Below are 14,118 nucleotides of genomic sequence, written 5' to 3'. Positions count from 1 at the left end.
GACTATACAACACCCAAGCAGTTGTATATGAAGCATCAATCGATTCATAAACATGCAAAGCAACTTGATTTAGTTAAACACTTAGCTAAAATGAACAACGAAAAATCAGACCAATCAGCCCATCTGTAAAGATTTGGAAAACGCAACGTATCACACAGTGAATAAAACGAAGCAAGTATCCATACCAGTTGTGCTGGCGACCATAGCAAGAGTGAACCACCTGATCCCTTCCCGAACTCAGAAGTGAAACCTCTTAGCGCTGATGGTAGTGTGGGGTTACCCATGTGAGAGTAAGTCATCGCCAGCTCATTATTCTAAACACCCCCATTCTAATGAATGGGGGTGTTTTTTTATGTGCAATTTGTATTCTCAATCCTTTAGATATTAAAATTTATTCAAATTATAAAGAAATAAAGCTACTCTAAAATTATTTACCTAATTAGAAATTTAATATGCAATGGATCGTAATTAAAACTTTCTCGTTTCCTTATGAGGCACAAATTGCCAAGACTCAACTAGAAGCATTTGGAATTCCTGTTTATATTGAAAATGAGCATACAATTAATATGGATTGGTTTTATTCTAATGCTTTAGGTGGGGTTCGTTTATTAGTTCCAGAAAACTATGTTGATGAAGCGAAGTCATTTCTTGAAAAAGACTTTAGTGATGAGCTTGAACAAAAGTTTGGGGAGAGTAAAGAATGTTGCCCTGAGTGTGGAAGTTTGGATATAGAAGTTAATAATAAAGGAAAAAAATCTGCCTTTTTAGCGTTTATGTTTTTGGGCCTACCTTTATTTTCTTTTAGAAATGGTAATAGATGTAAGCGTTGTAGACACTTTTGGAATTAAATATATAGTAAACGATTATTGATTATCTTAATTATGGAACCTAATGTAGAGGTATTGGATTTAGTTCTATCTCTGTAATTAATGTACTAGGCGGAGAAGCCATTGATATTAAATAAAATAAATTATTTTGATGGCCATTCAATTTAATAAATATAAGGACTTATTTAATGGTAGATAAAAAACAGCTAACTCAAAAGCAAATAGAGTTACTCCTTGAATTATTAAAGAATAGATTTGAAAAGAATACATATCGTCATACAGAAATAGAGTGGTCGGATGTGCAAAATAAACTAATTAAGGTTCCTGATAAACTTTGGTCATTGCTGGAAATGGAAAATACAGGAGGGGAGCCTGATGTTATTGCTTATGATCAGCAGAAAGACGAATATTTATTTGTAGATTGCTCTCTTGAGACACCTAAAGGTCGTAGAAGCCTTTGCTATGATCGTGAGGCTCTCGAATCTAGAAAAGATCATCCTCCTAAAAATAGCGCAATAAATGTAGCTAAGGAAATGGGAGTTGAACTTTTAACAGAAGAGCAATATTACCAACTACAAGAAATTGAAGAGTTTGATCTTAAAACATCAAGTTGGCTCAAAACCCCAAATGAGATTCGTAAACTAGATGGAGCACTTTTTGCTGATCGTCGATATGGTCGTGTCTTTATTTATCATAATGGAGCGCAGTCTTATTATGCTGCCCGTGGTTTCCGTTGTTGCTTAAGAGTATAGGCATTGCATTGTATTTGAATAAAAAGAAGAGGCTTTGATGTTTTATGCCAAGAAAATGGAGATTCTTGCAACTTTTGATTGATGGCAAACATGACAAGATATGTTCTGGAATTAAATAAAAACATCAGGACATCTGTAGAAATGCAACCAAACCCAATTTACTATAATGAACAACATATTGCTTTTGCTGATAATGTTCGTCGATTTGTACAAAAAGAAATAGCTCCTTTCGTTAATGAATGGGATGAGGCTGAGACATTCCCAAGAGAGCTATATAAGAAGGCTGCTGAAATTGGTCTATTAGGTTTAGGTTTTTCTGAGGAATATGGCGGTATTCCTGACGCAGATCCATTTTATTCATTACTGGCTGGGGTAGAAATGGCAAAAGCTGGTTCGGGGGGGGTACATATTTCACTCATGGTACATACAATTGGAGCACCACCGATTCAGCATTTTGGAAGTGAAGAACTAAAGTCAAGAGTTTTACCAGGGATTATTTCTGGAGAAAAGATTTCAGCATTGGCGATTACAGAACCGGGTGGTGGTTCAGATGTTGCTGCATTACAGACTAAAGCTGTTCGTGATGGTGACTATTATGTTGTCTCGGGTGAGAAAACATTTATCACATCGGGGATTCGTGCAGATTACTATACGGTTGCAGTGCGTACAGATCCAACCAAAACAGGTGCTGAAGGCATTTCAATGTTGCTCGTTGATGCGCACAGTGAGGGAATTACTAAAACACCTTTAAAGAAAATGGGATGGTGGGCTTCAGATACGGCGCATTTGCATTTTGATCAAGTGCGAGTACCAGTATCAAATCTTCTTGGTAAAGAAAATGCTGGTTTTAAAGTTATTATGAATAACTTTAATATGGAGCGATTTTTCTTGGGAGTAGTGGCTTATGGGTACGCGTTAGTCTGTTATGAAGAAGCTTTAGAATGGGCACAACAACGTAAAACTTTTGGTAAAAGATTAATAGATCATCAAGTAGTACGCCATAAATTGGTAGATATGGCAACACAATTGACCTCAACACGGGCATTACTTGAAGAAACTGCATGGAAAATGACTCAGCAGAAGTTACAAGGGCCTGAGTTGGTGGCACAAATTTCAATACTTAAAAATGTTGCGACTCGCACTATGCAATTTTGTGCTGATGCGGCTGTACAAACGTTGGGAGGTATGGGTTTTATGCGAGGTACTAAGTCTGAACGTATTTACCGTGAAGTAAAGGTTAATATGATTGGCGGTGGTGCTGAAGAAATTATGAAAGATTTGATTAGTAAGCAGCTCGGTTATTAATTCTTGCAGGGTGGTCATTGAGCCACCTTTTTATTTCAAAGCCATTTCCCACACCATTTCTGTTAACTCATCAATTTTGACTTTACCCTCAGCTTTATACCAAGTTACGGTCCACGAAATTGCACCACCAACTAATCTTCGCCAAATAAAGGCATCATGTTTTATCTTGCCTTGAATGCGTAACTTTTCAATCACATCTAACCAGATTTGTTCATATTCATTACGCATTTCTAAAAGATAATCTTGTTTTTCTTTTGACAGCGCAAACCACTCATAAACTAAAACAGCCATGGCTGCACCAGTATCTCCGGTAATTGAAATGAGTTCAGCTTTAATAAGGGCGCGTAATTGTTGTTCTGGATCGGTAGATTGAGCTGCTGCCTCTTCTAAACGAGCAAGATTGTAAATGATAGTTTGCTCCATCACGTGAGCGAGGATGTCATCTTTACTCTTGAAGTGATGAAATAAGCTACCTGATTGAATTCCAATAAATTGAGCAAGTTCGCGGACAGTGGTTTTATCATAACCTTGTTTGTGAAATAGATAGGCTGCTCCCTGTAATAAACGACCACGCGGGCTATCGTCAAAGCAAGAAATATTTGGAATCTGTTCAATTGAAGTAGCAATCATACGAAAGCTGGATCCTTTATATAAAAATATTTACGGAAAAAATTTTGCTAAATCTCACCATGTTTTAGGCTAGTTGTCGAGTTTGGCAGTTTTAGTCAATTTCACAATAACATTTTGCTCTTTACAAACCAAGCGCTTGCTTGGTAATGTTGAGTGTAATTTTTAAACAAAATAATGAGAAACAAGATGGCAAGTAATCAACAGGATGATGAGCGTGTCGTAAAAATAGGGTGTGCCTCAGGTTTTTGGGGAGATACCAATACTGCTGCTTTTCAATTGGTACATCTAACCGATATTAATTATTTGGTTTTTGATTACTTGTCAGAAATCACCATGTCGATTATGGCCAAAGCGAAAATGGTAGAGCCGAAACATGGCTATGCTTTAGATTTTGTCAGTCGTGTCATGGCGCCTCTACTTAAAAAAATTGCAGAGAAAAAGATTAAGGTGATTAGTAATGCTGGTGGTGTTAATCCACTGGCGTGTCGAGATGCCTTGCAAAAAATAATTAAAGAATATGGTCTAGACCTGAAAGTTGCCGTAGTGTTAGGTGATGATCTTTTGCCAAAACATGAACAGCTAAAATCACAGAATATTCAGGAAATGTTTAGCGGGGAAGCTTTGCCAGAACAGGTGGCGAGTAGTAATGCTTATTTAGGGGCGGTGGCTATTCGTGATGCCTTAGATTTAGGCGCCGATATTGTGATTATTGGTCGTGTTGTTGACTCTGCTGTGGTACTTGCTCCTTTACTTCATGAATATCAGTGGTCGCTCGAAGATTATGACAAATTGGCGCAAGGTTCGTTGGCAGGTCATGTGATTGAATGTGGAGCCCAATGTACGGGTGGTAATTTTACCGATTGGCAATTGGTACAGGGCTTCGACAATATGGGTTTTCCAGTGGTTGAAGTGAGTGAAGATGGCTCATTTGTTGTAACTAAGCCTCAAGGTACAGGTGGTCTAGTTTCTACCGCTACGGTTGCTGAGCAAATTGTTTATGAAATTAGTAGCCCACAAGCATATTTATTACCCGATGTAATTGCTGATTTCAGCCACGTGCATTTAGAGCAAGTCGGCGAGCACCGAGTTCGTGTGACGGGAGCGAAAGGCCAAGCACCGACTGCGCAATATAAAGTCAGTGCGACCTATCCAGATGGATATCGGGTTTTAGTGAGTTTTTTAATTGCAGGGCGTGAGGCACCACAAAAAGCACAAGTCATTGCTGATGCGATTTTGACTAAGTGCGAACGTGTTTTAGCAACGCGTTCGGTACCACCTTTTAGTGAAAAGTCTGTTGAAATTTTAGGTATTGAAAGTACCTATGGCGAACATGCCCAAACATTAAATAGTCGTGAAGTTGTGGTCAAAATAGCTGTAAAACACATGTTCAAAGAAGCATGTATGTTCTTTGCATCTGAAATTGCGCAGGTTTCAACAGGTATGGCTCCAGCTTTGGCAGGGATTGTGGGAGGGCGTCCAAAAGCATCGCCAGTGATTAAACTATTTTCATTTTTAATAGATAAAAATCAAGTAAGTGTCGAAATCGATTTTGAAGGAAAACGCTACCCAGTTGAGATTCCACAAGGAGTTTCTACAGAGCAATTGCCTACTTTAAAGGCAGGTGAAAATGCAATTTATCAAGGAGATGAAATTGAAGTTCCTTTGATTGAAATTGCGCATGCCCGCAGTGGTGATAAAGGCAATCATAGCAACATCGGTGTGATTGCGCGTAAAGCAGACTATTTGCCATGGATCCGTGCAGCACTGACGGAAGAGGCTGTTGCAAGCTATATGCAACATGTCTTGGATGCTGAGAAAGGGCGAGTAATCCGTTATGAGTTACCGGGTTTGAATGCACTGAATTTTATATTGGAAAATGCCTTGGGTGGCGGTGGTGTTGCAAGCTTACGTATCGATCCACAAGGCAAAGCATTTGCACAGCAATTATTGGATATGCCTGTTAAAGTTCCGGCACATCTTTTAGAAAAATAAAATGAATGGATGAAACAAAGATGAGTTATCAATCAATATTTAGACCAGATGCTTTCGCCAATAAAGTCATTATTGTGACAGGTGGTGGCTCAGGAATTGGACGCTGTACGGCACATGAGCTTGCAGCCCTCGGCGCTCAAGTAGTGATTACAGGACGAAAAATTGAAAAATTAGAGAAAGTAAGCCAAGAAATTATAGAAGATGGGGGCTTAGTTCATTTCATTGTTTGTGATAACCGTGAAGAAGAACAAGTGAAAAATATGATTGCCGAAGTGATTGAGAAATTCGGAAAACTAGATGGCTTGGTGAACAATGCGGGCGGCCAGTTCCCCTCAGCTTTAGAGAATATTTCGGCGAATGGTTTTGACGCAGTTGTGCGTAATAACTTGCATGCGACTTTCTATTTGATGCGTGAAGCTTATAACCAATGGATGGCAAAACATGGTGGCAGTATTGTCAATATGACTGCTGATATGTGGGGCGGCATGCCAGGAATGGGGCATTCTGGAGCTGCGCGTTCGGGGGTTGATAACTTAACTAAAACAGCATCGGTTGAGTGGGGCAAATCTGGAGTTCGTGTAAATGCAGTTGCACCAGGATGGATTGTGTCATCCGGTATGGATAATTATAGCGGTGATTTTGCCAAAGTAATTATTCCAAGTCTTGCTGGCAATGTACCGTTAAAACGTATGGGAACTGAGTCAGAAGTGTCATCGGCGATTTGTTATTTACTGTCTGATGCTGCGGCTTTTGTTTCAGGTGTAACTTTGCGTATTGATGGCGCTGCATCGCAAGGAACACGAATGTATCCACTAGCTGATGCGACAAATAGTCAGTCTTATAATGGTTTCCATCGCGCGTTTATTCCTGAAATTTTTCAGAAAAAGACTGAGGCTGAGGAGGAGTAACAGTGACTATTCTCCAATCCGAAATTGCTGTTGGTAGTGAACAGTATCAAAAGAATAAAGAGACATTGCTTACTCAACTGAGTGAAGTCCGTGCAATTCAGCAAAAAAGCATTGATAAATCATATGCTGCCAAAGCGAAGTTCGATAAAAAGGGCAAGATTCTGCCGCATGAGCGTGTACGGTTGTTACTCGATGCTGATTCACCTTTTGTTGAGCTGTGTGGTTTGGTTGGCTACAACATGCATGATGATAAAGATGGCTCCGAAGCTGGTGGTGGTGTAATTGCCGGCATTGGTTTTGTGAGTGGTGTGCGCTGTCTGGTCTCTGCAAGTAATAGCGCGATTAAAGGTGGGACCATGTCACCCATGGGTGTACAGAAAACTTTGCGTTTGCAAAAAATTGCCTTAGAACAAAAACTCCCACTGATTACGCTGACCGAAAGTGGTGGTGCAAACCTTAATTATGCTGCGGAAGTATTTACTTATGGCGGTATGACATTTGCCAATCAGGCACGTCTTTCTGCGGCGGGGATTCCACAGCTTGCAGTGGTGCATGGTAATGCAACGGCAGGTGGTGCTTATCAGCCCGGTCTTTCAGATTATGTAATTGCTGTACGTAAGCAAACAGAGATGCTTCTTGCAGGTCCCCCTTTACTCTTGGCTGCCACTGGCGAAGTGGCAACAGCTGAAGAGTTGGGCGGGGCAGAAATGCATGCGCAGGTCGCTGGAACAGCAGAATATTTGGCTGAAAATGATGCTGATGGTATTCGACTTGCACGTGAAATTTTTGAACATCTGAACTGGAAAGAGCAAATCAAACCAGTTGATGTAACTTATAAAGAACCTCGTTACGATACCGAGGAATTATTGGGTGTGATTCCAAGTGATCCTAAACAACCATTTGATATGAAAGAAGTGGTTGCCCGCATTATTGACGATTCAGATTTTCTAGAATTTAAACAGGAATATGATGATTTAACGGTGTGTGGCTGGGCGAAGATTGGCGGATTACACATCGGTATTATTACTAATAATGGTCCGATTACACCTCAAGGGGCGGCGAAGGCAGCTCAGTTTATTCACTTATGTGAACAGACTAACCGCCCGTTATTATTCTTACATAACACCACTGGTTTTATGGTGGGAACCGATGCCGAGCAAAATGGCATTATTAAACATGGCTCAAAACTGATTCAAGCGGTTGCCAATTGTACCGTACCTAAAATTTCAATCGTTGTGGCAGGGGCATATGGCGCTGGTAACTACGCAATGTGTGGTCGGAGTTTATCGCCAGATTTTATTTTTGCTTGGCCAAATTCGCATGTTGCCGTAATGGGTGCTGCACAAGCTGGAAAGGTACTGCGTATTGTTGCTGAAGGGAAACAAAAAGCTTCAGGGCAGGAGCCGAATCCGCAAATGCTCGATTTTCTTGAGCAAAGTACAGCGATGAAATTGGAACAGCAATCTACCGCACTTTTTAATACGGCCATGTTACATGATGATGGCATTATCGATCCGCGAGATACCCGAAAATTATTAATTTTCCTTTTACAGACCATTTATGAAGCACAGCAACGAGAGCTAAATCCAACTCGTTTTGGTGTGTCCCGTTTTTAATCAACCTTTACCGCAATTAAAAAAATTAATAGGAATAACACAATGAAATTTACTAATGAACATGAAGCATTGCGCCGTACAACTCGTCAATTTGTTCAAAATGAGCTGAATCCACATATTCCAGAATGGGAGGCCGCGGGATGTTTCCCAATCCATGAAGTATTTAAGAAGATGGGGGATCTTGGTTTATTAGGAATCTGCAAGCCAGAAGAAAATGGCGGTTTAGCGTTAGATTATTCATATAACCTCGTGGTTGCAGAAGAAATTGGCTATGCAGCTTGTGGCGGGGTGCCTTTAGCTATTGGTGTACAAACCGATATGGCAACACCTGCTTTGGCACGTTTTGGTAGTAAAGAATTACGTAATGAGTTTTTAACACCAGCGATTGCAGGGGAATATGTTGCATCGATTGCAGTATCAGAAGTACATGCTGGTTCGGATGTTGCTGCTATTAAAACAACTGCAAAAAAAGATGGCGATGACTATGTCATTAACGGCAGCAAAATGTGGATTACCAACTCCTTGCAGGCCGACTTCTTCTGCCTTTTAGCCAACACGTCTGATGATAAACCTCACGTTAATAAGTCGATGATTATTGTGCCGGCAAAAACTAAAGGGATTAGTTTTTCAGAACCATTAAATAAATTAGGGATGCGTTCAACGACTACAGCACAAGTTTATTTGGACAACGTACGTGTACCACAGCGTAACTTGGTGGGTGTTGAAGGTATGGGCTTTATGATGCAAATGATGCAATTTCAGGAAGAGCGCTTATGGGCATGTGCTAATGCGATTGGCGGCTTGCAGCATTGTATTCAGCAAACGATTAATTACACCAAAGAGCGTACCACTTTTGGTCAACCCCTCATTAATAACCAATATATCCATTTCCGCTTTGCTGAACTTATGACCGAAGTGGAAGCACTCAAAGCATTAACTTATCAAGCATGCGAACAGCATATTGCGGGCGAAGATGTCACGATGTTGGCGTCTATGGCAAAACTCAAAGCTGGACGTTTAACTCGTGAAGTTGCTGATAGTTGTCTGCAATACTGGGGTGGTAACGGCTTTATGTGGGATAACCCTGCCTCACAGCTGTATCGTGATGGTCGATTAGGCTCTATTGGCGGTGGGGCAGATGAGATTATGTTAGGGATTATCTGTAAGTTGATGGACATTCTGCCTAAAAAGCAGAAATAAAAATAAGGAATACACCATGACACTTTCGATATCTTTACAAGCTTTAGATCTTGATGACAGCATTCAATTAGAACAAGACAGCAGTATTTTATACCTTTGGTTAAATCGACCAGAGAGCCGTAATGCCATGAACTTGAATATGGTGAATGCCATTCAACAAGTTTTTGCTGCTATTCGCGATGACCTTTCGATTCGTGCGGTGATTATCCGTGGTGAAGGCGGGGCTTTTTGTGCAGGTGGGGATATTAAAGACATGGCTGCCTTACGAGTTGAAGCAACTCATGTCGGCAGTCTACAACCTTATGCTGACTTTAACCGCCGTTTTGGTGCCATGCTTGAGCAAGTTGAAGCTGCACCACAGACTGTTGTGGTCATTTTAGAGGGGGCAGTGTTAGGTGGGGGATTTGGTCTTGCATGTGTTTCCGATGTTGCCATTAGTCGTGACAATACCCAGTTTGGTTTACCTGAAACGGGTCTAGGTGTAATTCCTGCGCAAATTGCTCCTTTTGTGGTGAAACGTATTGGCCTGACTCAAGCTCGTCGATTAGCTTTATTAGGTATGCGCTTTGAAGGGCATACGGCACTGAATGTCGGTGTGGTTCATCAAATTGCACATAATGAAATTGAACTTGAGCAAGCTTTACAAGAAACAATTCAGCAAATTAAACGAGCAGCTCCTCAAGCTTCGCGTGCGACTAAAGCACTGTTACATCGAACGCTCAATGAACCTTTAAATGAATTGCTTAATGATGCTGCACAGCAGTTTGCTCAAGCGGTTGGTGGTGCCGAAGGACAAGAAGGTACGATGGCTTTTATCCAGAAACGGTTGCCGAATTGGGCCGATGAATCATAAGCGATAGGGATAAAAATAATGAAATTTTCAAAAGTACTGATTGCCAATCGTGGTGAAATTGTAGTTCGAGTCATGCAAACTGCTAAGGCAATGGGCTATCAAACTGTCGCAGTTTATTCCGATGCAGACCGTCATGCTCGCCATGTGCAAGAGGCCGATGAAGCTGTCTATATTGGTGCTTCAAAAGTATCTGAGTCATATCTTTCAATTACCAAGATAATAGATGCATGCAAAAAGACAGGTGCTGATGCAGTTCATCCGGGTTATGGTTTTTTGTCTGAAAATACTGATTTTGCTCAGGCGTGTATCGATAACCAGATTACGTTTATTGGGCCTACCGCTTCTGCAATTGAGTTAATGGGCAGTAAACGCCTTTCAAAAATTGCCATGATTGAAGCAGGTGTACCTTGTGTGCCGGGTTACGAAGGCGATCGTCAAGACCTTGAATATTTAACAGCTCAAGCTGAGCAAGTTGGCTTTCCAATTATGGTAAAAGCCTCTGCGGGTGGTGGCGGTCGTGGCATGCGTTTGGTACAGCACCTCTCTGAGTTGGTGGAAGCTTTACAAACTGCGCGTTCAGAAGCTGAAAATGCCTTTGGTTCAGGCGAGCTTATTTTAGAAAAAGCTGTCATTGCTCCGCGCCATGTCGAAATTCAGATTTTTGGCGATACACACGGCAATTATGTTTATTTGTTTGAGCGTGATTGTTCAATCCAGCGCCGTCACCAAAAGGTCGTTGAAGAGGCGCCGTGTCCAGTCATGACACCTGAACTACGTCTGCAAATGGGTGAGGCAGCTGTGGCAGCGGCAAAAGCATGTGCTTATGTTGGTGCGGGAACGGTTGAATTTTTACTTGATGCGTCGGGTGCATTTTATTTTTTGGAAATGAATACCCGCTTACAGGTAGAACATCCTGTGACTGAGCTTATTACAGGATTGGACTTGGTTGAATGGCAGTTGCGTGTTGCCAATGGTGAGCATTTACCACTGCAACAACATGAATTGACTTTAAACGGACATGCTATTGAAGTACGTTTGTATGCAGAAGACCCTCGTCGGGATTTCTTACCCCAAACAGGAAAAGTTTTACGCTGGAAGCCCGCAACTTTGCCAAATGTACGGATTGATCATGGGATGTTGGCAACTGATGAGGTTAGCCCATTTTACGACCCGATGGTGGCGAAGGTAATTGCATATGGGAAAACCCGTGAGGATGCGATTCGCTTACTTGCGCGTGCAGTTGATGACTGTGTTTTGTTAGGTGTAAACAGTAATAAACAATTTTTGGTCAATTTATTACGCCATCCCGTTGTTGTGGCTGGTGATACCAATACCGCATTCATTCAACAGCATTTTCAAAATGACAGCAGTCTACATAAGCAGGTTCTATCTTTAGAAACCTTAGCCATTGCTGCTGCATTATTTAGTCAAAGTACAGGTACTGCGGTGTGGCAAACTGGATTAGGTGTACCATTACCATTAAAACTTAAATATGATGAACAGCAAATTCAATTACAGCTTTCATCTGTAAATAACACGTTTACGGTAGAGCTCTGTGATCAATCAGTTTGTATTGAAGTGCTTGAGAGAACGCCAGAGCAATTAATTTATTTAATTGATGGTGTATGTCGCCGTGTGCAATATGTACTGGATGGTGATCAACTTTATTTAGATCGAGATAATGGCAATGTTGCAATTCGCAACGTAACTTATGCCGCCCCAGAGATAGCTGATGTGGCTGGTGATGGCAAAATTCGTGCGCCAATGGATGGTGCGGTAGTAAATATATTGGTCAATAAAGGTGATCAAGTCATAAAAGGCCAAACTTTATTAGTGCTTGAAGCCATGAAAATCCAACAGCAGATTAAATCGGATGTGGATGGTGTAGTTGAAGATGTTTTAGGTCAGCAAGGTCAGCAAGTAAAAAAACGGCAGATGTTATTTACTATTCAAATCTAGTAAAAAAATACCGCTCTATATGAGCGGTATTTTACTTTAAATGAGGAGTCCTGATTTATTCTCCATCGGCCTCTGCAATTGTCTGACTTGCTTTTTTTAGGCTATATAGTAGTTGACCTAAAAGGACTTCTTTATTACTTAGCGTAACCATGACCATTGGGTGATGAACAGCAGGAATAGCAGTTAAAATGGCCTTGCCATTATCTGCATCTAAAGTAATGTTGTTACAGCCCGTGAGTTGAATCTCTTTTAAAAATGCAGTGACCATTGCCAAAATTGAGCTACTTACGGCTGCTAACTTAGTAGTGTTATGGTGGTTCTTGTGGCTCACTGTTGCTAATTCAAAACCATCAGAAGAGCAAATCATGACAAAATCTACACCACGCGTATTCATCAAAATATTATGAGCTTCGGCTTTTGCAAGTTGTAGTAACTGTGTTGGAGCGGTTCGCTTTTGAGTTGGGATACTAAGCATGATCATTCCCTTGAGATGTTAAGCCTACCTTGACTTCAAGTGATGCAATTAATGATTCAACCATCATTAAAATTTGTTCTTGCTCACGTGCATCAATAAAAAAAAGAGGGTATGGTAGTGCATTTGCTTTTATCCAATGACGATATTGTTGAAGTGATGACTCTTTATTTTCGTCAACATGAGTAATACCAATCGCAATATTGTCGTTATAATTTTTAAAGGTTTCTAAATAGCTTTCTAACTCGGCAATTGGATTAGAGCTATTATGATCTAATAATAAAATAACACCGATTGCACCTTCACAAATGACCGACCATATAAAATCAAAACGGCTTTGTCCTGGGGTTCCATAGAGTCCGATTTTGATTCCATCATCTAAAGTAATTTCACCATAATCAATGCCTACAGTGGTCTGGGTTTTCTGATGGCTTTGAACATCTGTATTGAATGCTTCTGTTTCTAGAATTGGAATTTCAGATAGCGATTTAATCGCTTCTGTTTTTCCTGCCCCCATGCTACCTGCAAAGACAATTTTATATTGCTGTATAATCATAACTTCCCTTAAAGACCAAATCGCCGTCTAATTTTCCCTATAAAATTTTTAAAAAAATGATTCTCTGTATTTGAATTCTCTAAGTACAAATTTGGCGTGTAAGTGCATTTGCTTGCAGAAACAAATTTTCCATTATTTGCCATTAAGCAAGCTGTAATGAAGCGTAAGACATCATCAATTGATAAGTTAAGCTGGTTAGCCACATCAGTAATTTTTGCTCCCTGTATAAAGCATGCAGAGAGTTGTAGGCTCACTTTTCTATATTCTTTTTGATAGGGCTGTGGCCAATGATCAATTTTAAAATAGCTATCCTTCGAGGCTAGATTTTCAAAATTGTTTGAATTCCAAATCAGATTCCATAACCAGTCCTGTAAATAATAATCTTTTTTACGCGAAACCTTAGTGAAGTCTGAAGTATTAGCAAAAGTAAAATCAAAGCTTTGATTGGTTTGCGTATGTTGGCGTGATGGCTCTAACCAAGCAATTTGAGTTCTATTATCAATAATGGCTAGAGTACCTTTATCATCAAAAATATGTAGTCTGGCATTTTCTGGACTGTGTAAATTCCTTATAAACTTATCATCAATCAACAGTAGCTCATTTGATAAATCTGAAACTACGGCAGTATTTTTTTTGTTCAAATACGATAATAAGTTTATTTCTATCCAGTTAAGTAAAGACTCTACTTTTTCTAGCGGCAGATGCAGGGTGTGTTCATCAACTTGATATCCATTTTTTGAGGGAGTTTTACTAATTTTTAAATAAGGACATTTTTTCTTTTGAAGAATATTTTGAATATTATCTGAATCAAAAAAGTTTTCGTTAATTAATAATAGATCAATATGAATATTAGAAATATTAACCCAATTAATATCGTGCTGATTAGATATTAGATTTCTGATTAAAGTTTTTAATTCATCCGAAACTTTTAAGCTTAAACCAGAGGTTGCAATATTTATGCAATGCCTATCCATAGTATCACATTAAATTTTATTGAATAAGAGAGGGGTTTTAATGTGCTCTTTATAATAGGTATAAAAAGCACATT

At 40.0% G+C, this 14,118-nt stretch carries 13 protein-coding genes and 1 rRNA gene; 10 read left to right on the top strand and 4 right to left on the bottom strand.

Annotation, left to right across the window (positions count from 1 at the left end):
* The first annotated feature begins 192 nt into the window (after positions 1 to 192).
* The 4 genes from rrf (at position 193) to J580_RS22505 (ending at position 2,884) form a co-directional block, all read left to right on the top strand.
* Positions 193 to 307: ribosomal RNA gene (rrf, locus tag J580_RS22520) — 5S ribosomal RNA — on the top strand.
* A gap of 145 nt (positions 308 to 452) precedes the next feature.
* Positions 453 to 848 (top strand): DUF2007 domain-containing protein, encoded by a 396-nt coding sequence (locus tag J580_RS22515; RefSeq protein ID WP_032006046.1) that lies wholly within the window; start codon positions 453 to 455, stop codon positions 846 to 848.
* 167 nt (positions 849 to 1,015) lie between these two features.
* A complete protein-coding gene (locus J580_RS22510; protein WP_032006044.1) occupies positions 1,016 to 1,579 on the top strand; it encodes a DUF4256 domain-containing protein in 564 nt (187 codons plus the stop codon).
* Positions 1,580 to 1,720: 141 nt separating this feature from the next.
* Positions 1,721 to 2,884, top strand: a complete 1,164-nt coding sequence (locus tag J580_RS22505; protein WP_032006042.1) for an acyl-CoA dehydrogenase family protein — start codon at positions 1,721 to 1,723, stop codon at positions 2,882 to 2,884.
* 30 nt (positions 2,885 to 2,914) lie between these two features.
* On the opposite strand, the gene J580_RS22500 is transcribed toward J580_RS22505, so the two are convergent.
* Positions 2,915 to 3,514 carry a TetR/AcrR family transcriptional regulator gene (locus tag J580_RS22500; RefSeq protein ID WP_032006040.1) on the bottom strand — a complete coding sequence of 200 codons (600 nt, stop codon included), beginning with the start codon at positions 3,512 to 3,514 and terminating at the stop codon, positions 2,915 to 2,917.
* 186 nt (positions 3,515 to 3,700) lie between these two features.
* On the opposite strand from J580_RS22500, the gene J580_RS22495 reads away from it, so the two are divergent.
* Genes J580_RS22495 through J580_RS22470 form a run of 6 tightly spaced genes read left to right on the top strand, consistent with a single transcriptional unit; the run spans position 3,701 to position 12,042 of the window.
* Complete coding sequence (locus J580_RS22495; protein WP_032006038.1) at positions 3,701 to 5,506, top strand: acyclic terpene utilization AtuA family protein; 1,806 nt, start codon at positions 3,701 to 3,703, stop codon at positions 5,504 to 5,506.
* A gap of 20 nt (positions 5,507 to 5,526) precedes the next feature.
* On the top strand, positions 5,527 to 6,414 hold the full coding sequence (locus tag J580_RS22490; protein WP_032006036.1) for an SDR family oxidoreductase: 888 nt from the start codon (positions 5,527 to 5,529) through the stop codon (positions 6,412 to 6,414).
* 2 nt (positions 6,415 to 6,416) lie between these two features.
* A complete protein-coding gene (locus J580_RS22485; protein WP_032006034.1) occupies positions 6,417 to 8,030 on the top strand; it encodes an acyl-CoA carboxylase subunit beta in 1,614 nt (537 codons plus the stop codon).
* A gap of 42 nt (positions 8,031 to 8,072) precedes the next feature.
* Positions 8,073 to 9,230, top strand: a complete 1,158-nt coding sequence (locus tag J580_RS22480; RefSeq protein ID WP_032006032.1) for an acyl-CoA dehydrogenase family protein — start codon at positions 8,073 to 8,075, stop codon at positions 9,228 to 9,230.
* A 16-nt stretch (positions 9,231 to 9,246) separates the two neighbouring features.
* Entirely contained in the window at positions 9,247 to 10,083 is an 837-nt protein-coding gene (locus tag J580_RS22475; RefSeq protein WP_032006031.1) for an enoyl-CoA hydratase/isomerase family protein, read from the top strand.
* Positions 10,084 to 10,101: 18 nt separating this feature from the next.
* Positions 10,102 to 12,042 carry an acetyl/propionyl/methylcrotonyl-CoA carboxylase subunit alpha gene (locus J580_RS22470; protein ID WP_017482425.1) on the top strand — a complete coding sequence of 647 codons (1,941 nt, stop codon included), beginning with the start codon at positions 10,102 to 10,104 and terminating at the stop codon, positions 12,040 to 12,042.
* A gap of 55 nt (positions 12,043 to 12,097) precedes the next feature.
* Here the strand turns inward: J580_RS22470 and J580_RS22465 are convergent, their stop codons facing one another.
* The 3 genes from J580_RS22465 to J580_RS22455 are packed head-to-tail and all read right to left on the bottom strand — an operon-like array spanning position 12,098 to position 14,044.
* Positions 12,098 to 12,517, bottom strand: coding sequence for a roadblock/LC7 domain-containing protein (locus J580_RS22465; RefSeq protein ID WP_002117819.1), 420 nt, complete (start codon positions 12,515 to 12,517; stop codon positions 12,098 to 12,100).
* A complete protein-coding gene (locus J580_RS22460; RefSeq protein WP_032006029.1) occupies positions 12,510 to 13,070 on the bottom strand; it encodes a GTP-binding protein in 561 nt (186 codons plus the stop codon). Before J580_RS22460 ends, J580_RS22465 begins: the two co-directional genes overlap by 8 nt.
* Before the next feature lie 8 nt (positions 13,071 to 13,078).
* A complete protein-coding gene (locus J580_RS22455) occupies positions 13,079 to 14,044 on the bottom strand; it encodes a hypothetical protein (RefSeq protein ID WP_032006027.1) in 966 nt (321 codons plus the stop codon).
* Positions 14,045 to 14,118: the final 74 nt, after the last annotated feature.

It is taken from the genome of Acinetobacter sp. 1542444, from assembly GCF_000581835.1.
GTDB classification, from domain to species: Bacteria; Pseudomonadota; Gammaproteobacteria; order Pseudomonadales; family Moraxellaceae; genus Acinetobacter; species Acinetobacter pittii.
The sequence above is the reverse complement of the archived record's forward strand: the minus strand, read 5'-3'. Positions and strand labels throughout refer to the sequence as shown.